The organism is Pseudarcicella hirudinis (genome assembly GCF_900115665.1).
Lineage (GTDB): Bacteria > Bacteroidota > Bacteroidia > Cytophagales > Spirosomataceae > Pseudarcicella > Pseudarcicella hirudinis.
The window spans coordinates 358,495-380,011 of record NZ_FOXH01000006.1 but is presented as its reverse complement, the minus strand read 5'-3'; the positions used below and the strand labels follow the sequence as shown (position 1 = coordinate 380,011).

Here is a 21,517-nt window from a genome sequence, read left to right as displayed (position 1 = left end):
AAAACCTGAAATTTTACAAAAGTTATTTGAAATAGTGCAAACGGCATCTAATTTTGAGTTTCTTTTATAAAACGCAATCCAAAATGACCCTCTCTTTTACCTTTAATATCTGTTTAACCAGAAAATCCGGAATTTTAATAGCATTGCTGAGTTTTTTCGTTTCGGGAGTTTTTGCCCAAAACCAAAAGAAAATAACCATTCCTGTAGAAACCCTGCATAATGCCCTGGTTCTGCAGAAAGACGATGGAGGAAGGCTCGGAATAATTTATTTCGGGACAAAATTGAACAGCCCTTCAGAATATGATTTTATCCCTTCAATGTATAAAAGAGGAGATGATTATTCAGGAATTCTTAATGCTGCCTATACGCCATCCGGCTCCAGAAATCTGGTTGAACCTGCTATTGAAGTTATTCATTCAGATGGAAATACTTCTCTGGATCTGCAATATGTAAGTCATAACTGGCAACAAACCGACGAGAATGTTTCTACATTGAGCATCTTGCTTCGTGATCCTAAATACGCTTTTGAAGTAACTCTTTTCTACAAAGTGTATTTTAAGGAAGATGTCATTGAGCAATGGTCTGTAATCAAAAATTTGGAAAAGGGGGTGGTTACGCTTCATAAATACGCTTCGGCAAATTTATACCTTTCTGCTGAAAATTATTACCTGAAACATTATCATGGCGATTGGGCCAAAGAAATGAGACCTGAGGAATCAAGATTAACAGCGGGTATAAAAGTCCTGGATTCCAAACTGGGTACCAGAGCTAATCTGTATCAGCCTCCGACTTTCATGGTATCACTTGATAAAGCAGCTACTGAAGATGAAGGGAAAGTCCTTTTAGGTTCACTGGAATGGTCAGGGAATTTTAAAATTGATCTGGAAGTGGATCCCCTGAATAATCTGAGAATTATTGCCGGAATTAATCCTTTCGCCTCTGAATATGCTTTACAACCTGCTCAGGAGTTTACCTCTCCGGCGTTTTTGTTTACTTTTTCAGACAAAGGAAAAGGGAATGCCAGCAGAAATTTACACCGCTGGGCCAGAAAATACAGAATCCTTGATGGAAATGGTTCCAGATTGACCTTGCTTAATAACTGGGAAGCAACATATTTTGATTTCAACGAAAATAAGCTGGCTGAACTTATCAGAGATACGAAGAAACTGGGAGTTGATATGTTTTTACTGGATGACGGCTGGTTTGGTAATAAATATCCGAGAAATGACGATCATGCCGGTTTGGGAGATTGGAAGGAAAATGTGAAGAAACTGCCAAGTGGCATTGGCTATCTGGTAAAAGAGGCACAAAAAAATGAGGTAAAATTTGGCATCTGGGTAGAACCCGAAATGGTAAATCCTCCCAGTGAATTGTATGAAAAACACCCGGATTGGGTGATTCGCCAGCCTGGTCGTCCGGAACATTTATACCGTAATCAGCACGTACTGGATCTGAGTAATCCGCAGGTTCAGGATTTTGTATTTGGTGTTCTTGATAATATTCTGGTTAAAAACCCTGATGTTGCTTTCTTTAAATGGGATTGCAATGCGGTGATTTACAATGCGTATTCAGCATATCTTCAAAAGCAGTCTCATCTGTATGTGGAGTATGTCCGCGGGCTTTATAAAGTGCTGGAAAAATTGCGTGCCAAATACCCGAAATTACCCATGATGCTTTGCTCAGGCGGTGGCGGCCGGGTGGACTATGCAGCATTGAAGTATTTCACGGAATTTTGGCTTAGCGATAATACCGATCCTTTGGAAAGAGTCTTTATTCAATGGGAATATTCTTATTTTTATCCTGCTATTGCACATTGTAATCACGTAACGGATTGGGGAAAACAGCCTGTTAAGTATAGAACTGACGTAGCAATGATGGGCAAACTTGGGTTTGACATTGTCGTTAGCAAATTAGATGAAAAAGATCTGAAATTCTGCCAGCAGGCAGTTTTGAATTATAAATCACTGAATGATGTCATCTGGCACGGAGATCTGTACAGGCTGGCTGATCCCCGGGAAAATGAATTTGCTTCGCTGATGTTCGTAAATGAAGGGCAGGATAAAGTTGTGATGTTTAATTACCTGGTCGGGAATCGTTATGCAGAAGGCAGCAAATCTCCTGTAAAATTAAAAGGACTTAATCCTGAGAAAAAATACAAGGTTCGTGAAGTTAATTTATATCCGGACACAAAATCTACCCTGGACGAGAATGCCGTTTATTCAGGGAATTACCTGATGACTGTAGGAATCAATCCGGATGTCAGGTCTTCAAGAACAAGTGTTGTGCTGGAATTAACCGCACTGCCATAAAAAACGGAAATTTAAAAGTGTCGGTTGTAATTGCTTTCAGGTAATTACGCCGGCATTTTTGTTGAAATGGAGTGAAAAATTATAAAAATTATCCGGAACAGGTAGATGGATAGAAAGGATACAGTCTCTCAGCCAGTTGTGAAAAATGCAGGAGCTGAATCTATGCTCGTATCAGCATATAAAGTAAGCAGATCCGGAAGAATTGTTCAGGAGAACACGGTAATGACAGAGAGAAATTTAATTTTTTTATCGTAACCTCAAAGATTAATTCTTTAACCAATATTAAAATCTGAAGGTAAGCCATGAGTATTTTTGAAACGCTATCCAATGAAGTAACGGGTTTTCTGGGGCTAGGTGCTGTTATTAAACTTTTTCAAACGGGAGATTATAGCTCACTTAAAACCATAGACGGTGTTTTTAGTGTGATGAGGCCTATTATTCCCTTGCTTTTAGTCATAGAAATTCTCAGGACATTATTTACCAGGAAATTTAAAAAGGGTCAGTATTTAATGCCGTTTTTAATTTACGTATTCAATGATGTAACAGGTAAATTTATTTCATTCGGAATGGTGGCCCTATGTATTGGCTGGTTTTCGAAATATGCCTTAATACATACATATTTTATCTGGTACTGGATTGTGTATGGTTATATTGTCTGGGAATTTGCCCATTTTATTTATCATTTTTTAGGACATAAGGTGAGGTTGTTCTGGTGCCTGCATTCTACGCATCATGCACCCGAACATATGAATTTATTCGTATCGCATGCCCATTTCTTTTTGGAGGCACCTTATGCAGATATCATCAGAACCTCTATCTGTATCCTGCTGGGAGTTGATCCTCCGGTTTTGTTCTTTATTATGTTTATTGATGGTTTCTGGGGAAGTTTTATCCATGTAGGAGAACATCTGATAAAAAATGCCCGTTTAGGTTTTTTAAATAACCTGATCCTGACGCCATCACACCACAGGGTTCATCATGCCAAAAATCCATTGTATATGGATACCAATTTTTGTAATTTACTTAATATCTGGGACAGGATTTTTAAAACCTATCAGCCGGAAGAAGAAGGCATTGAAATTGAATATGGGATTTCCAGAGAAATCAATAACGATAACTTTTTTGATGTTTATTTCGGCGAATTTTATGGCCTTTTCAGGGATATTGCCAAAGCTCCCGGAATTAAAAACAAGTTTCTTTATATTTTTATGCCACCCGGCTGGAGCCATACCGGAGAACATAAAACTGCTAAAGTAGTACGAAGTAAGTTTATAGAAGAGAACCTGAAGTATTAGGACGGAAACAGCATCATTCATCCCATCTGGCAATCTATTATCAGGAGATTCCCTGAAAAAATGGAAAAAGTCTGTTTTAATCACTAAATTTCAAAAGAATATTTTTCGGGATAATTTCCGGTAACCACACTAACAGGAAGAATCAGCATCGTCATGTCTAATCATGGAAGTCAGCAACTTTTTACCAGATTGACCGCATTGTTAAAAATGCTGGGACTTTTAATGATTTCTGTGCTTTTCCTGTTGATTTTGTTCGCTTTTCCGGGAATGTTCTCCGGAAAGACAAACCATGCAGAGAAAGAACAGGCTAAAGTTATGCCTGATACTGTTTTCAGCAGACCCTGGAAAGCTCCTGAGGACTGGAGGATGATGTATTTGTCTGACTCACAGAAAGAAAAGGTGCTTTACGGCAGGGAACTGATTGCTCATACAGCCGAGTATTTTGGACCGAAAGGGAAAGTAAGGGCTTCCAGTAATGGTATGAATTGTCAGAATTGCCATTTAAATGCCGGAACACAGCCCTGGGGAAATAACTACCTTGCTGTTCAGGCTAATTACCCTAAATTTCGTGACAGATCGGGAACCCTGGAGAATCAGGTGAAAAGAGTAAATGATTGTTTTCAGAGGAGCCTGAACGGACAGGCACTGGACTCTACCGATAAAGCCATGAAAGCAATTCTTGCTTATATTGCCTGGGTAGGTCAGGATGTTCCAAAGCATTACATACCCCGGGGATCCGGTATTTACAAACTGGCTTTACTTGACAGAGCGGCGGATACTTTGAAAGGGAGAAAAATCTTTATTGAAAAATGCCAGACCTGTCACCAGAAAAACGGTGAAGGACTTTTAAACGACAGCGGTACAGCGTACACTTACCCGCCACTCTGGGGCCCGGCCAGTTATAATAACGCAGCAGGTTTGTTCAGAATCTCCAACCTGGCAGGATACGTCAAATACAATATGCCATTTGGAGTAAGTTATCAGAATGCTCAGTTAAAAGATGAAGATGCCTGGGATGTAGCGTCGTTTATCAATGCAATGCCCAGACCATCAGGTGATAAAACGAAAGATTGGCCTGATATTGCAAAAAAGCCATTTGATCACCCTTTCGGGCCTTATGCCGATCCTTTTACTGAACAACAACATAAATTCGGGCCATTTAAACCGATCAAAAAATGGAAATCAACTCACAATAAAAAATCATAGATCATGAAAAAGATTCTCTTTTTAGGAATGCTTATGAGTATCGGCATTTGTATGCAAAGCTATTCGCAAAGTCCTAAGCGCCAGCATCAGATTGTATTCCATCTGGCTTCTCCTGATACACTGGTTTACAGGACTTTAACAAAACAACTGTCGAATGTACTGGAACACTGGCCGGAAGCTAAGATTGAAGTAGTTGTACATAGTAAGGGGCTTGGCTTTATGCGTAATGACCAGAGTAATGTTGGAAAAGAGATCGAATCTTTGTCAAAAAAAGGAATTGTTTTTGCCGTTTGTGAAAACTCTATGAAACAACAAAAACTGAAAAAGGAGCAGATTTATACACAGGCGGTTTATGTACCGGTCGGACTGGCGGAGCTTGTTCTGAAACAGGAAGAAGGCTGGAGTTATATTAAAGCCGGATTCTGATCATATAAAGGATTTGTTCAGTCATCCGGAAAGATGGCTGAGCAGATTTTAGCTGAAAAAGAATGGCAGAATAAGGAGAATCACGCAGTTTTCACAAACATTGAAAATGGCCGACAGAGAATCTAAAGCTCTGTAAATCAATGCCCGGGCCGACTTGGTTTTGGTCATGTTCATGATTTTTGCAATGTCTTCATAACCAATCCCCTCGTAATAATAAAGCAGAATAGCTTCCCGTTGTTTTACTGGTAATTTATTGAAAGCTTCATTCAGTAAGGTTTCTGTATTGTTCGGATCAAGCTCATTGATGATATCATTATCTGAAGCAAAATCGATCTGAAAATCTCCTCCGAAATCATCCAGACTTAAATACTTTTTTTCCTTCCTGACTTTTTTAACCAGTTTATTTCTCAGACTGGCAAAAAGATAAAATTTGATGGAATCTGTAGAGCCCAATCGCTCACGGCTTTGGATAAGATCGCAGAATAATTCCTGCACTGCATCTTTTACAATATCTGAGTCGGAAGTAAACTGCCTTCCGTAATTATACAATACATTCACATACTGACGGTATATGGTCTCCACCGCAAGATCGCTTGTCTTGAATGCTTGCCATAATTGGTCATCAGATACTTGTTTCATGTGTGAAATGTATTATTTTTGCAGGCAAATACTTTGCGTCAAACAGACACAATTAATTGCAAATGTAATGAATATTTAATTTAAACTTTAAATAGTACAAGAAAATATTATTTCGAGGGATGCGAAGGCCATTTTTTTGTAATATTTATTCCATTTATAGTATAATTATTATTCATGAACGCCATGTTTTTCAATGAATTATTCAATTATTTCTTCCATTAGGAGAAAAATATTGAAAATTCTTTATGGTCATTTGGTCAGATTCTGTCTTTATTAATTGCGGGTAGATTATAATTGGGTTTTAGAATGAAGGCTTAAGGGTATTATTTTTAATACCCTCTAACTTTGAGGAGCCTGACAAAGTTAATTGTGTCAAATCGACAAAAATAAATCCAGATATATAAATATTACCGAAGCATAGATTTTCAGGCATGATTATTTAATTTAAAACATACAAAACCATGAAATTTTTTATTGATACTGCCAACCTTGATGAGATTAAAGAAGCTTATGATCTGGGGATACTGGATGGTGTAACGACCAATCCTTCTCTCATGGCTAAAGAGAACATTAAAGGCCAGGAAAATATCATTAACCATTACAAAGCGATTTGTGAAATTGTAGATGGTCCTATTTCAGCTGAAGTAATTGCTACAGATTATGAAGGAATGATTCGCGAAGGGGAGATTCTTGCAGCACTTCATCCGAATATTGTTGTTAAAATTCCTTTGCTGAAAGATGGAATTAAAGCCATCAGATATTTCTCAGAAAAAGGAATAAAAACGAATTGTACCCTTATTTTTTCGGCCGGACAAGCTTTGCTTGCAGCAAAAGCCGGAGCTACTTATGTTTCTCCTTTTGTCGGACGTCTGGATGATATTTCGATGGATGGAATAGATCTGATTGAACAAATCAGGGTAATATTCGATAATTATGATCTGGGGACGGAGATTCTGGCAGCTTCCGTTCGTCACCCTGTTCATATTCTTCAATGTGCCGAAATCGGCTCAGATGTAGTTACCTGCCCGCTAAATGCTATTCTGGCTTTACTGAAACATCCTTTGACGGATATTGGTCTGGCTAAATTTCTGGCAGATTATCAGAAATCTTTATAACGAATGTTTCGGATCATTTTCAAATATCCGTCTTTAAATGTTTTCATAAACCAGACTTAACTATTGCAAAAAATGAAATTAGGATTAGAAACCCTTGACTATGTTATTTTCTTTATTTATTTCCTGATCGTGGCCACTTACGGGGTCTGGGTTTACAGGAATAAAGGTTCAAAAACCACTGATTCCAAAGACTTTTTCCTGGCAGAAGGGTCACTTACCTGGTGGGCCATCGGATCTTCAATTATCGCTTCTAATATTTCGGCCGAACAGTTCATCGGGATGAGCGGGCAGGCTTTTCAATTAGGTCTGGCGATTTCCGTTTATGAGCTGGTAGGAGGTTTTTCTCTGGTGATTATTGCGGTCTATTTTCTTCCGATGTACATAAAGAATAAAATTTATACCATGCCGCAATTTTTGCAGATGCGTTATGATAAGCGTCTGGCTACAATTATGGCTGTTTTCTGGTTGTTTTTGTACATTCTGGTGAACCTTACTTCAATTATTTATCTGGGGGCATTGAGTCTGGAAAAGATGACAGGATTTGGATTTATGCCATGTGCAATTTTTTTGACCACTTTTGCAGTAATCATTACGCTTGGGGGTATGAAAGTAATCGGATACACAGATGTTATTCAGGTTGTTTGTCTGGTGGTAGGAGGTTTGGCAACGACATACCTTGCCCTTGATTTATTATCGGTAAAAGTAGGTTCCGGAGCTGGTATTTTTGAAGGGTTAAGTTTGATTAAGGAAAAAGCCGATAGCCATATGCATATGGTTTTCAGCCCCGGACAATACCAGGTACATGATGGAAAAGGGGGAACCATAGATGCCTACAGACAACTTCCGGGTTTGCTGATGTTTATTGTAGGTGGACAATGGATCGTAAACTTTAATTATTTCGGATGTAATCAGTATATGACTCAGAGAGCTTTGGGGGCTGATTTGAATACGGCCAGAAACGGAGTGCTTTTTGCTGCTTTTCTAAAAATGATGATGCCGTTTATTGTGGTATTGCCGGGCCTTGCTGCTTATGTATTGTTCCAGGAAAATGCAGATGCTGCTATCGTAAACGGAATTACGGAAAATGGTATTGTCAAACCGGATAACGCTTACCCTGTGCTGCTTAATATCTTACCGGTTGGTTTGAAAGGACTCGCTTTTGCAGCTCTTACTGCTGCAATTGTAGCTTCATTGGCAGGAAAAGCCAATAGTATTTCAACCATCTATATGCTTGATATTCACAAGAAATTTATCAATCCTGATCTTGATGAAAAGAAGACTGTCTGGCTGGGTCGTATAGCAATTGTCGTTTCATTTATCATCGCTCTGGCAATCAGTCCGTTTCTTAAAAACCTCGGACAGGGTTTCGAATATATTCAGGAATATACAGGGTTTATTTCACCGGGTATTCTGGCCATTTTCCTTTTAGGATTTTTCTGGAAAAAAGCTGCTTCCCAGGGAGCGCTGGTGGCTGCGGTTCTCAGTATTCCGCTTTCAGCATTTTTCAAATATCAGTTTCCTGAAATGCCTTTCTTAAATCGTATGGGACTGGTATTCTGGATTTGTGCAACAGCCCACGTATTGATAAGTCTGGTAGTTTCCAGAGGGAAAGATAATCCGAATGCTTTTATCGTGGAGAAAAGTATGTTCAAAACACAGCCTGCATTTAAATTCGGAGCTATTGCAATATGCTCCATGCTTGTAGTTATTTATCTGATTTTCTGGTAAATATCGTTTTTAAATAAATCAAACCCGGAATAAATACCTGTCTGTTTCAGGAGATTTATTCCGGGTTTGGTTAATGAAGGTTTATGTTAATTCCTGACAGCTTTTATAAAGTTGCCATGTCAATGACAAATCTGTATTTCACATCACCTTTCAACATTCTGTCGTAAGCAGCGTGAATGTCCTTCATATCAATCAGTTCAATGTCTGAAACAATATTGTGTTCTGCGCAGTAATCAAGCATTTCCTGTGTTTCAGGCAAGCCGCCAATCAAAGATCCGGCAAGACTTCTTCTGTTTAAAATCAGGTTAAATCCCATAATTTCTGCCGGAGTCGGAGGAGCTCCAACGCAGATCTGAGTACCATTGGTTTTCAGCAGATTTAAGAAGGTATTGTAATCATGAGGTGCAGAAACGGTATCAATGATAAAATCGAAATAGTTTCTCACTTCATTCAGCTGATTTGCATCTGAAGTCAATACGAATTTATGTGCACCAAGTCTTTTGGCATCTGCTTCTTTGGATGGAGATGTACTCAGCATGGTAACTTCTGCTCCGAATGAAACGGCAAATTTTACAGCCATATGACCCAGACCTCCCAGACCTAATACAGCTACCTTATGTCCTTTTCCTACTTTCCAGTGACGTAATGGAGAATAAGTAGTAATACCGGCACAAAGTAATGGTGCAACACCGGCTAATGGTAATTTCTCAGAAACTCTTAATACAAAATCTTCATGAACTACAATCAGGTTAGAATAACCGCCATAAGTAGGGGTTTTCTTATCCTGCTCAAGTCCGTTGTAAGTTTGAGAGTGTCCGTTTGTACAGAATTGTTCAAGTCCTTCGCTGCAATTTTCACAGGTACGGCAAGAGTCAACCAGACAGCCAACACCCACTAAATCACCTGCTTTATATTTTTTCACATGACTTCCGACAGCACTTACTTTACCTACAATTTCATGTCCCGGAACCATCGGGAAAATTCCCGGGCCCCATTCATCTTTAATCTGATGCAGATCTGAGTGACATACCCCGCAATACAAAATATCCAGTTGTACATCGTGATTTCCAAGATCACGTCTTTCAAAATTCCAGCTTGCTAAGGCTGATTGGTTGTCCTGGGCAGCATAACCTTTTGTTGCAATAGCCATGATGTTTTTGTTTGAATTTTAGTTGATTTTTAAAGGATTTCCGATCGGAAAGATTTTATTTATAAAATGGTTAATTGTAATCCTGATTTAAGCGCTTAATGCTTTCGCTGAATCTGTAGTTTGTTTGGTAATCTGAGAAGGAGAAAAGCCAAAGAATTCCTTAAAAATCTTTGCAAAGTGCGCCGTATTTTCAAATCCTGTAGAATAACATACATCTGTTACCGACATAGAAGTATTAAGTAATAACTCTTTCGCTTTTGTCAGCCTTTTTTCTTTAATCCATAAAGCAGGAGAGGTGTTATAAATGGCAAAGAAATCCCTTTTAAAGCTGGCAAGACTTCTGCCGGACAAATAAGCAAAGTCGGCTAATACCAGAGGATTCATGAAATTGTCTTCCATTACTCTCGCCAGGTCGCTGTATGCCTGTTTTTTGAGCTGAAGTATTTGCTGAAGCAGGTTTTTATCTGTTCCGGAAATATCGTATAAAAGCTGAAGCATTTTGAGCTTAATCAGCTCATCATCAATTTTTTCGGTTTCAGTAAAATACGGGAACAAGGAATCAAAAAAACGTAAAAGCCTTTCTTTTACAGGTTTTACGACAGGAATCATTTTTTCATTACACCTTTTAACCTGTGTATTACTCATTTTCATGAAATCTACAATGAATTCATCTTTCAGGAAAAACATCAGGCTTTCGAAGATATTATCTTCATTCCCTTTTTTATGATAGTCAATCAGAATAGATTTGTTGAGCAGAATCATTTCATTTTCCCTCACGGTATAATTAAGCTTTCCGTGCTGGATATGATAAGTACCTCTTTTCATAAAGAGTAGTAAATGTTCTTCCAAAAACATCGATCCTTTATGTTCTTTCGTAAAAATACAGGACTGAATGGCAGATAAACCATTGAGCTGCATGCCGGCATATACAAGAGGTGGTACAGAAAGTGAAGAAGGTAACTTCACATATCGATCAGCCATTTTCCGTCGGGGGTGATTTTTACAAGTAAATAAAGATTTTGACAAAAGTAAGCCTCATTCCAGGAATGAGGTATTCAATTCGGCTCAAAAATATATATTATTTAGCTCAGAATGTGAAAAATCTTTCAGCAGTATCAAAGTGCGGCAGAAATCCTTTTTGGGGAATAATTTTAAAGACAGAATTTTGGAAAGGAATGGGTCAGGAAAGTGTATGTTCAGAATTTTATGCTGCAGAATTATGCAATTTTTTCTAAAAACTGATCAACCAGATAAGCCTGCATGCCCAACAGTCTGGCATTTTCCCCTAATGCTGAAATTTCAATACTCAGGTTATGTTTAAAATCAATCAGACAATATTTATGGATAGCCTGTTCGATCGGATTACTGATAAATTTTCCGGCTTTAGCCAGCAGTCCGTTGATAATAATTGCTTCCGGATTGAAAAGATGAACGGCAATGGAAAGTCCTTTCCCCATTTCTTTTCCGATGTCATGCAGTAAGTCGATGGCTAAAGCATCACCTTTGTTGGCAAAATCAATAATCATCTCAATATCAATCTTTTCAGCATTTTTTAAAGCAAGGTTCGAGATTTGTCCTTTCCGTAATCGTTCCTTGATTCTTCTGATGAGTGACGAAGCAGAGGTAAGTGTATCCAGACAGCCAACTTTTCCGCAATGACAAAGTTCGCCGTCAGCCTTTACCTGAATATGTCCTAATTCGCCGGCAAAACCTGAAGCTCCCTGAAATACTTTTCCATTCAGAACAATCCCGAGGCCAATGCCGCTCCAGGCCATATTTACAGAAAGCACATTTTTCATGCTTTTAGCCTGACCAAATTTGTGTTCACCCAGAATGGTTGCCTGTGTATCATTAATCAGGTAAACAGGAAGTTGCAGGGCTGTTTCTAGCTGTTTTCCTAAAGAATCTTTATCAGGATTCAGTTTCTTATAGGTATAGTTAAAGCCATTTTTCGGATTAATCAGGCCCGGCATGGAGATTCCCACTGCAATTATATCGGAAGCTGATATACCGGATTCCCGTGTAATCTGATGAAAACTTTCTATCAGTTTAGAGGGTAGATTCGTATTATCTTCCAGAATTAGAGGAAGATCTTTTTTGTAAACAACCTGATTCTGCAAATTAAAAAAGAGTGTTCTTGACCCGTAAGTTGTAATATCCAGTAACATGGTGTACTTTCCTTTAGGGTGCAGGTTATAAAGAATAGGTTTTCTTCCGAAAGGAGAATCCGCCGGGCCGAGTTCGATAATCCAGCGTTTTTGGATGAGTTCCTCAAGAAGAGTAGTTACAGAAGGAACACTGGCATTAAGCTCACGTGTAAGCTGAGCAATTGTCCTGTTCCCTCTTACATATAAACTCTGTAAAAGGCCTCTCTTTAACCTGCTTTTCTTAATGTCAACAATTGATTCTCTATTCAGAACATCGGCGGATGTAAGTGGAAGTGCATTATTTCCTGTCGCCTTTTGTGTAATCAAATTAAAATTTTCTAATTCCATATACTGTAATTATTGCGAGGCTTTACATAATTAAACCCGGGTGTTTAAGAACACTATTTCCCTGATTTCTTCTATTTATTACTAGAGTACATCCTCAGTTTCTTCAATTATATTAAATAGCTCTTGGTTATTAAAAACTCATCCTTCTCAAAATTTCTACAAATACATTTTTGTTTCAATATAGTAAAATATTTTAATATATTGAAACTGTGCTCAGATCGCTTCTTTTAGAGTTTTTTACTTCATTTTGATATGACTATACGTATATTTTTTAAATATTTTAATAAAAAATAAAAATATATCATCAATTATTAGAGTATTTTCTCAAATAGATATACTCATTATACATATTAAATAAATATCAATATTTTAATATATTTTATAAATAATCCAGATGTAGACTAAATGTTTTAAAAATAGCAAAATTATTATATACGTAAAAACCAATATGGTAGATTTTTTTAATCGTTTATCGAAGTAATTGTAAAAAAACATAAATATTATTTGAAACAGAAATAGTGAAAATGTACCGATAATTTAAAATAAACCAACGATGAAAACATTCACCCCTCCCTGATTCGGAAGGTACTCCGAAACACTTCGTGAAATTGAATTTCTATTTTCCCACTGTAATCTAAATGAAAATGAAAAGTAAATTTACCTTGTTTATTACTGTACTGCTATTCCTTTCCTGGCAGCAGATTTATGCCCAGCAAAATGTCATAAAAGGAAAGGTGACAGACGACAGCCAATCCCCGCTTCCAGGTGTCAATATTCTCTTAAAAGGTACCATGAAAGGAACTACTTCAGACGCGAATGGAAACTATGCGATCAGTGTTCCCGTTAAAGGTGCGGTTTTAGTATTCCGCTCTCTCGGTTTTACCACAAAAGAAGTTAATGTAAACGGTCGCTCTGTAATTGACCTGGCTTTAGAAGCCAGTACCCAAAACCTGGATGAAGTGGTTGTAACGGCATTGGGAATTAAAAAGGATGCTAAAGCATTAGGATATGCAGTATCAAAAATTGATGCAGACAGGATTCTGGCCAGCGGCACACCTGTCAATGCTTTACAATCGCTCTATGGAACGGCTCCCGGAGTACAGGTTGCTGCAACGGCAGCAGGTCAAACGGGGGGAATGAAAATTAATATTAGAAATGCTGTTTCGTTTGACAAAAGTTCTTCAACACGCCCACTTCTTGTTGTTGATGGGATTCCCATTCACGACCAAAACACACAGATGGGAGCTGATGCAACAGCTCGTGACAATGGAACGGGAATCAATGATATAAACCCTGATGATATTGCGTCATTCGAAATACTGAGAGGAGCCAAAGCCTCGGTATTATATGGTAGTGAAGGCGCTAATGGTGTTATACTGATTACGACGAAAAGCGGTGCAAAAGGCAAAGGCTTAGGTGTGTCTGCTTCTTTTACAACTACCTGGGATAGAGCTGCTTTTCAACCTGATCTGCAAAATGAATATGGATCGGGATCCAGCCCTAGCAATCCTAAAAATGATGCTCAGGGTTTTTTTATTAATGGAAATGGAAAGAGAGCCCTTCCTTCTGTTGCAGGTGATGGCGGAACAGGTGCTTTCGGACCAAAATTTGACCCTAACGTAAAAGTTTTATGGTGGGATGGAGTAGAAAGACCATGGGTGGCTCAAACAAAAAACATTTACGATGATCTTTATACCACAGGACATCAGAACACAACAAACGTGGCATTAAGCGGGGGGAATGAGCAGGGACAAATTCGTTTTTCTTATACTAATTTAAGTTTAACTCCAATAACGCCTGGGGCGAGTTATAGTAAAAATACATTTAGTCTTAATGCTTCTCATAAGCTAAATAATTACATTAATCTTAAATATACCGGCAACTTTTATTTTTCCAATAACTTGAATGCCCCCAATCTAAATACAATGAATGGGCAGGCGCAGCAGGCAAGCCTCGGAGCCTATAGTGCTGACCTAAATGTCGGATTATTAAGGGACAAAATGGTTACACCGGACGGGTATAATTATTTTGCCAACCCAAGTCGTAGAAATATACTTTCAGGCGGGGCTCTGGGTGTCGTTGGACTTTTTTGGGATCAATTGCAAAATAAGTCTGAGTTTTCAAGATTGCACAATATTCAATCGCTTACTGCTGACATAACCTTATCAAAAACATTCGGTGCTTCGTTAGTGGGTGGAATAGACTACAGTACGGATAGGAATGAATATAAGGGCAGGTTATTAGACCCTAATTTATTAGGCCCTCTGAGTGGTTTTAGGTATAGTGATATTACGAATATTTACAAAACCGCTTATGGACAGGCGTTATTAAATTTCAATACCAAATTAAGTTCTGATATCAATCTATCTGGTTTTGTCGGTGGAATTATCAGACAAAACACTTTAGAAACCAAGGGGGCAAATGTCAATGGTTATGGCGGTGGCGGACTTGTTATCCCTAACTACTTTTCGTTTAATAATTTACCATTAGGTGTACAGCCACTGTATCAGTTTGCCAATGGGGAGGATATGTTGTATAGCACATTGGGGTCTGTTCAGTTGGTATGGAAAGACCAGGTTTTTGTAGAGGCGCAGGCAAGAAATGACCGGTCGTCTATTTTACCGCCAAATCAAAATAGCTATTTCTATCCGGGGGTAAGTGCTACATGGATATTTTCTCAAGGCCTGAAACTTCCGGATTACGTTAAGTTTGCCAAACTTAGAGCATCATGGGCAGACGTTGGTCGTCCCGGCCCTCGTTATTTCAGTAATGTGAATTATTCAACATCTCAGTCCGGTGGTGGCTATATCCTTACTCCCCCGACAGACCTTCCTCCAATAGATGCCAATGGTAGTCCTAACCTAAAACCGGAGCACAAGCGTGAATTTGAACTTGGCTTTGAAACCTATCTGTTTGAAAACAGAAGAATTGGAGTTGATTTCTCTTACTACAATTCAAATATATATGATCAGATTATGGCAGTAGCTGCGCCTCCGGGTACAGGTGCCAATAATATCCGTATGAATGCAGGGAGTGTTCAAACGATAGGCTGGGAACTGGGAATAAAAACAGTACCAATATTAAAAGGGGATTTCAGATGGGATTTAAATCTAACATTCGCCAGCGGAAAAACCTACGTTAATCAGTTAGACGGCAAACTACAATCACTTGCATTGTGGAATGCGTTTGGCTCTATAAATGCAGTTGCTAATGTTGGTCAGGAGTATGGTCAGCTTTACCTGACAAAATCAAACTATACTTATAAAGATCCAAACAATGAGAATAATCCAAGCAATGGGCAAAAGGTTGTCAACGCTGCAGGTACGGCTTATGATTACACAAGTACCGCTAAATTGGTTGGTAAATTAATCCCGGATGTAACAGGAGGATTATCTACTTCCTTTACCTATAAGCGCTTCCGTCTTTTTGCCAATATAAACTACCAGTTTGGCGGTACCATCCTGTCAGGAACAGAAACTTATATGATGGCAGCAGGCGTATTGAAAGAGTCGTTGAAATATAGAGATGAAGCACACGGAGGTATTGCTTATTACTTAGATGCAAATTCGAATAAAGTTGCAGGAAATAATCCTGGTAGTGGACCGACTTTTCACGACGGAGTGCTCTTGAGTGGTGTGGATGTTAACGGAAATAAAAACACAAAAGTAGTTTCTGCTCAGGATTACTATTACAACTCCTATTTTTCAAATGGATTTTTCCCTGAAGATAGAATTTTCAAAAGTGATTATATAGCGTTGAGAAACATCTCTCTTGACTATACGCTGAATACTAAACTCCTTCAAAGGATGCACCTTAATCTTAGCAGGTTAACGCTTTCGGTTTTTGCTAATAATGTGCTTTATCTCTATAAAGTAGCTCCTAATACAATACCGGAGTCTACTAACGGAACAGGATGGGATACTGGTGGCTTTGGAACTACAGCATTGCCTGCGCAGCGCTCGATGGGGGTATCTATTAAAGTTAACTTTTAAAAATGATTAACATGAAATACATAAAATTCAAATCGTTTTTGTTGATATTACTGATGCTATCCTTTGTAGCATGTAAGGACAAATTGGCTGATTTATATCAAAATCCGGATGGCTATTCAAAAGAGCTGGCAGATAAATCAGGAGTGAGTGTTATTGCCGGATTTTTTACTTCAGAGTTGACGCAAGGCTTTCTGCTTAGTGGTGATTATGGTTCTTGTTACCATCAGATAAGAAGTGGTGACAGAATTATGGCAAATGCCGTTCAGATTTATCAGGTAGTTCCGGAAGGTGGTTCAGCTTTCTCTTTAGCGGATGTTGAACACGATTGGGGTACGGGCGGGTTCAACGAGTCTGTATTTAATTATGTAAATACCAGTTGGATGACTCCTATACTTTGGGCTCAGCGCGAATACAACAAATCGCCTAAAGAAACGCGAACGACTTTAGATACGTTATACATAACCTTATTGCATGCTATAAAAGGATATGCTTATCAAAGAGCAACAGATATGTATGATAAAGTTCCTTACATAGAAACAGGTTCTGCCGGGGGGCTTGACGGAGCTAAGATTACTTACTTAGGACAATCTGAAATATATCCGAAAATACTCAGAGAATTTAAGTCTTGTGATTCTTTGCTTGCTAAGATTAACCTTACTTCTACTCAACAGGCATTATTTGCCAAACAAGACATTCTCCTGGGGGGAAGTATTTTAAATTGGCGGAAGTTTATTAATTCATTAAGATTGCGCTGTGCAATGAATGTGAGTGAAGTAATGCCAGGTCTAACCAGCCAGGTGATTTCAGATTTAAGCGGAGCTCCTTTATTATCTGCAAATACTGATATTGTTGGCATAGCTGATATTGCAGTTATAGCGCCTAATAGAATTGGGGATGAATTAGGGATTACACGTGCTTTCAGAGAAAGAGCGGATGACTGCCGTGCCAATAAAAAATTCCTGCAAGACGTGATGAATTGTCAGCCGACAATAAGCACCAGAGTCGTAAATGGGCAAACACTAAGTTATTTTAGTGGTGATAATTCTGGAATGGGCTTACAAAATGGTACTGTTGACCCACGTGTTTCCTATATTTTCTCGCCTGATTTTAGCGGTAGATATATCGGAGTTGATACAAAATGGGATAATGGCTCCGATATAAATAGCTATTTTAACAAAATAATGCGGGGCTATTACATTAACGATCCTATTATGACTGATATATCAAAAACAACATTTTACTATGGTAAAAATAAGAGTAAATCAATTGTTTTAGATGCGGTATCAAAAGCAGACTTAACTAAACGGGATGCCTTTCTATTAGCTGCTCTTCGTAATGAATGTGCCAATTATAATGATACAGATTATTCAGTAGGTAAAGAAAATAATCTCGTTTCTGAGTATAACATTCGTCCGCAGTTTAACTATGCAGCAAAATATCCTGTTATCCATGCCGTTGAAACGGAGCTCTCATTAGCCGAAGCAGCCGTAAGAGGTTTTGGTTCACCGAATGGCTCAGCCCGGGATCATTACAAAAATGCAATTGCATTATCATGTGATTACTGGTATAATCTCAATATTTCAAATCAATATTCAAAGCAAACATCTCCGGCTCTTTCATCCACAATGGATGATTCCAGAATTAATACATTGCCTGCTATGCAATATAACGCAAGTACATATGCTGAATTTGCCGCTCAAAAATTTGATACAATGACAAATCAGCAAAAAGTTCAGGCAATTTTTAATCAGCTTCAGTTGCATTACAATATGTTTAATTTTGAAGTGCCGTACACAGCAGCCCGCAGGTTAATTAAATATTTAGGAACGAATCCTGCATCACAATACGACAGATTCAAATGGAAGGAAAGAATGACTTATCCAAGTAGCATACAGGCTTCTGATCCTGCAAGCTGGACAATCATTAGCCCATTCAACAATCCTGATTTGCCACTATGGTTTACAGGTCGTGCTACAAAATGGAAAAACGCTTTAGAATAGGCCTTTCAGTACAAAAACCTGGTTGGAGAAATAGGATTTCAGCCAGTAAGTAATGTTACCCCTTTGTCAGTCATTACTCCTTTGACAAAGGGGTTCTTTCTTAAAATAAGAGGAAACACTGTCTGACATATTTTGGTAATACCCCATAAATGCGGTCTGCACAAAGGTTCCGGTTATTTATCTTTGACGCTGCACTTCATATTTGCGACACTTTTTATCCATTAAAGAACAATTTTAAAATGAGATTTAAATATTTATTGATCTTACCGTTTATTGCTGTAATGCTTTCAGCAAATGCTCAATCGAAGACAAATGCAGACAGTATTGCGACCAAAATGCAATGGTTTGCAGATGCTAAACTGGGTATTTTTATACACTGGGGCATTTATTCAGTAAATGGTGTTGATGAATCCTGGAGCTTTTACAATAAGAAACTCCCTTATAAAGATTACATGAGTCAACTGAAGGGTTTTACGGCAAAAAATTATAAGCCGGAAGAATGGGCGGCCTTAATTAAGGAAAGCGGTGCCAGATATTCGGTGATTACAACCAAACATCATGATGGGGTGGCCTTGTGGAAAACGGCTCAAAGTAAATTAAATGTGGTGGAATCAACTCCTGCAAAGCGGGATCTGTTAAAACCTTTTTATGAGGCTCTGAGAAAAGAAAATATTAAATGCGGGGCCTATTTTTCTATTCTGGATTGGTCACATCAGGATTATACCGGGTTTCTGAAAGACAGTTCCCGTTATAAAATAGCCAGTCAGCCGGAACGCTGGAAAAAATTCCAGTCTTTTTACATGGGACAACTCAAAGAAGTAATGGGGAATTATAAACCTGATCTGATATGGTTTGATGGAGATTGGGGACATAGCAATGAAGAATGGAATGCGCCTGCTGTAAGATCTTTGTTGCTGGGCTATAATCCAAATGTAATTATCAACGGACGCCTGCAAGGATATGGTGATTATGAAACACCGGAGCAAAATTTCCCGATAACACGCCCGAAGTTCCACTGGTGGGAGCTGTGTATGACAACCAATGATAACTGGGGTTATCATCCGGATGATACAAATTACAAAACGCCTTCTGAAGTAATTTCAATTTTTGTAGATGCAGTTTCTAACGGCGGAAATTTATTGCTGGACATTGGTCCTGCCGAAGATGGTACAATTCCTGCTCCTCAGGTAAATATTCTGAAAGAATTAGGAAAATGGAATAAAAAATACGGAGAAGCTATCTTTGAAACGTTGGGAGGTTTGCCGCAAGGTCATTTTGCCGGCCCCACAACTATATCAAAAGATTCTTCAACAATCTATTTATTTGTTCCGGGTCATTTGAGCGGAGATGTAACGATAAAAGGACTGGATACAAAGATTAAAAAGATCACTGCATTGAATAACGGAGAAAATGTAAAATGGAAGATTGTCGGCAAAATTTCATGGAGCGCAGTACCAGGCCTTGTTTTTGTCCATGTGCCTCCGACAGTTAAAGATGAATATATGTCAGTTTTAAAAGTAGAATTAGAAAAACCACTTAAACTCTATCGCGGGAGCGGGGGACTGTAAAAGGATTATAGCTGATTTTATTGAAAATATAGCTTATTTTAAGGCAGTTAGATGGTTTTTCATCTGACTGCCTTTTACTTTCCCTGAGGTTTATAATACCTGAATCTGTTATTGCAGGTTGTAATACCAATTAATACGCAATAATATCTGCTTGTGCCGAAACAACTTTCCGGTAAGGATTCTCCAGAAAATCACCAATAAAAATATCCCCGTCTTGGCGGATCAGCGGCCCGTGAGAGCGGTTTAAAAAGAGCAGCCGTTGACTATTTGGCATATAGTGATGAATCAGATCATTATATAGCGGCCTGCAAGCCGGATCCGTATCACCAGCTCCGAGAAGTACGGGAACTTCAGAATAAAAAGCGGTTTTTGTATCAGCAGCAACCGGAGGAACTTTCCAGCAATCACACATTTTCCTGTAAACATCATTGAGGTAATAACCTGCTCCCATCATGTAAGGATAAAGCTGATATTGCTGCTGTATCATTTTATCTTTGGCGTAAGCCATTTTATCTGAACAATAAACCGATAAGCGCATCCCGGAAGGACCGGAACTATGAAAAATATCATCCAGAAATTTCCTGATGTAAACCTCATGATTTCCCTGAATCATATCCGTAATAATGTCGGGGATATCTTTGATTTTTGAAAAGTCATACAATGTGTTTTCCAGGAATCCGATCAGCTCACTCCGGGAATAACTGATTGATAAGGGTTCAGCCTTTTCTTTTTCCGCATAAGATACAGAGAAAGTCTTACCTTCCAGACTATTGAAATATCGGGTAAATTTTTCTTTCAGATTCCCGTATTTCATTCTGCTTAATGAATCGTTTTCGCACTTCCTGAATATCGTATTCAGTGCTTCATTAAAATTACCAATTTCTTCTTCGTCTATATTGATAAATTCAGGAAGGGGAGAATCTAAAATGAGCGATCTTATTCCGGCAGGAAAATTATGTAAAACTGTCATCATCAGACCACCACTGTAAGAAATACCAAAAAGATTCAGAGAATCGATTTTCAGAGCCTGTCTTAAGTCCTCTATATCAGCAGCACTTTCAACGGTATTATAGGCGGAGAGGTCTATCCCTTGCGCTATCAGTTTTGCCCTCAGACGTTTCGTCCCTTCCAGAATCATGCTATCTTTCGGATAGTTGTTTTTGAATGCCGTTTTAAGAGCTTCCCCGATTTCATTTCCCCCCAAGCTTGGCAGAGCGTATTGTGTTCCCCGTTGTTCAAAGGCAATAAAATCTCTGTTTTGAATAATAGAGCGACGATGTACTGAGCGTACAATGCCAAGAGAACCTGCCCCGGGACCACCACCTGTAAAAAGAACAGGATCCTTCTTTTTCTGAGGATTGTTACTTTCCACGACAATAAATGGCAGTTTAATGGTTTTCCCTTCAGGCTTATTTCTGTTTTCGGGTACAATCAGATAGGCACATCTGGTCTTTAAAGAGCTATCGGCTTTAAATGCACATGGACATGATTCGATTTTGGGAGTATATAACTTTTTCTTCTGAGCAAAAGTAAACTGAACGAAAGAAATGAGCAGGATAAATATTAATATCGAAGATTTTTTCATCATTTTATG

General features: G+C 38.5%; 14 protein-coding genes. 9 read left to right on the top strand and 5 right to left on the bottom strand.

Annotation, left to right across the window (positions count from 1 at the left end):
* The first annotated feature begins 83 nt into the window (after window positions 1–83).
* From BM179_RS13280 to BM179_RS13265, 4 genes are all read left to right on the top strand, one after another.
* Window positions 84–2,309: an alpha-galactosidase gene (locus tag BM179_RS13280; protein ID WP_092017575.1), complete on the top strand. Its 2,226-nt coding sequence runs from the start codon at window positions 84–86 to the stop codon at window positions 2,307–2,309.
* Window positions 2,310–2,611: 302 nt separating this feature from the next.
* On the top strand, window positions 2,612–3,604 hold the full coding sequence (locus BM179_RS13275) for a sterol desaturase family protein (protein ID WP_092017573.1): 993 nt from the start codon (window positions 2,612–2,614) through the stop codon (window positions 3,602–3,604).
* 153 nt (window positions 3,605–3,757) lie between these two features.
* Window positions 3,758–4,810 carry a c-type cytochrome gene (locus tag BM179_RS13270; protein ID WP_092017571.1) on the top strand — a complete coding sequence of 351 codons (1,053 nt, stop codon included), beginning with the start codon at window positions 3,758–3,760 and terminating at the stop codon, window positions 4,808–4,810.
* Window positions 4,811–4,813: 3 nt separating this feature from the next.
* Window positions 4,814–5,236, top strand: a complete 423-nt coding sequence (locus tag BM179_RS13265) for a DsrE family protein (RefSeq protein ID WP_092017569.1) — start codon at window positions 4,814–4,816, stop codon at window positions 5,234–5,236.
* A 48-nt stretch (window positions 5,237–5,284) separates the two neighbouring features.
* Here the strand turns inward: BM179_RS13265 and BM179_RS13260 are convergent, their stop codons facing one another.
* Window positions 5,285–5,875 carry an RNA polymerase sigma factor gene (locus tag BM179_RS13260; RefSeq protein ID WP_092017567.1) on the bottom strand — a complete coding sequence of 197 codons (591 nt, stop codon included), beginning with the start codon at window positions 5,873–5,875 and terminating at the stop codon, window positions 5,285–5,287.
* A 461-nt stretch (window positions 5,876–6,336) separates the two neighbouring features.
* Between BM179_RS13260 and fsa the strand changes: the two genes are divergently transcribed.
* Together fsa and BM179_RS13250 are read left to right on the top strand one after the other, a co-directional pair.
* Window positions 6,337–6,990 (top strand): fructose-6-phosphate aldolase, encoded by a 654-nt coding sequence (gene fsa, locus BM179_RS13255; protein WP_092017565.1) that lies wholly within the window; start codon window positions 6,337–6,339, stop codon window positions 6,988–6,990.
* A gap of 72 nt (window positions 6,991–7,062) precedes the next feature.
* On the top strand, window positions 7,063–8,718 hold the full coding sequence (locus BM179_RS13250) for a sodium/sugar symporter (protein ID WP_092017563.1): 1,656 nt from the start codon (window positions 7,063–7,065) through the stop codon (window positions 8,716–8,718).
* Window positions 8,719–8,821: 103 nt separating this feature from the next.
* Here BM179_RS13250 and BM179_RS13245 read toward each other — a convergent pair whose 3' ends face one another.
* From BM179_RS13245 to BM179_RS13230, 3 genes are all read right to left on the bottom strand, one after another.
* Window positions 8,822–9,868 (bottom strand): NAD(P)-dependent alcohol dehydrogenase, encoded by a 1,047-nt coding sequence (locus BM179_RS13245; RefSeq protein ID WP_092017561.1) that lies wholly within the window; start codon window positions 9,866–9,868, stop codon window positions 8,822–8,824.
* A gap of 87 nt (window positions 9,869–9,955) precedes the next feature.
* Window positions 9,956–10,849 (bottom strand): AraC family transcriptional regulator, encoded by an 894-nt coding sequence (locus tag BM179_RS13240; RefSeq protein ID WP_092017559.1) that lies wholly within the window; start codon window positions 10,847–10,849, stop codon window positions 9,956–9,958.
* Between the two features lie 236 nt (window positions 10,850–11,085).
* Window positions 11,086–12,363 (bottom strand): ROK family protein, encoded by a 1,278-nt coding sequence (locus tag BM179_RS13230; protein WP_092017555.1) that lies wholly within the window; start codon window positions 12,361–12,363, stop codon window positions 11,086–11,088.
* A 644-nt stretch (window positions 12,364–13,007) separates the two neighbouring features.
* Between BM179_RS13230 and BM179_RS13225 the strand changes: the two genes are divergently transcribed.
* From BM179_RS13225 to BM179_RS13215, 3 genes are all read left to right on the top strand, one after another.
* Window positions 13,008–16,355, top strand: coding sequence for a SusC/RagA family TonB-linked outer membrane protein (locus BM179_RS13225; protein WP_177219398.1), 3,348 nt, complete (start codon window positions 13,008–13,010; stop codon window positions 16,353–16,355).
* An 11-nt stretch (window positions 16,356–16,366) separates the two neighbouring features.
* Window positions 16,367–18,355 carry a SusD/RagB family nutrient-binding outer membrane lipoprotein gene (locus tag BM179_RS13220; protein WP_177219397.1) on the top strand — a complete coding sequence of 663 codons (1,989 nt, stop codon included), beginning with the start codon at window positions 16,367–16,369 and terminating at the stop codon, window positions 18,353–18,355.
* A 239-nt stretch (window positions 18,356–18,594) separates the two neighbouring features.
* Entirely contained in the window at window positions 18,595–19,923 is a 1,329-nt protein-coding gene (locus tag BM179_RS13215) for an alpha-L-fucosidase (RefSeq protein ID WP_092017549.1), read from the top strand.
* 130 nt (window positions 19,924–20,053) lie between these two features.
* Here BM179_RS13215 and BM179_RS13210 read toward each other — a convergent pair whose 3' ends face one another.
* Window positions 20,054–21,511, bottom strand: a complete 1,458-nt coding sequence (locus BM179_RS13210; protein WP_092017547.1) for an alpha/beta fold hydrolase — start codon at window positions 21,509–21,511, stop codon at window positions 20,054–20,056.
* Window positions 21,512–21,517: the final 6 nt, after the last annotated feature.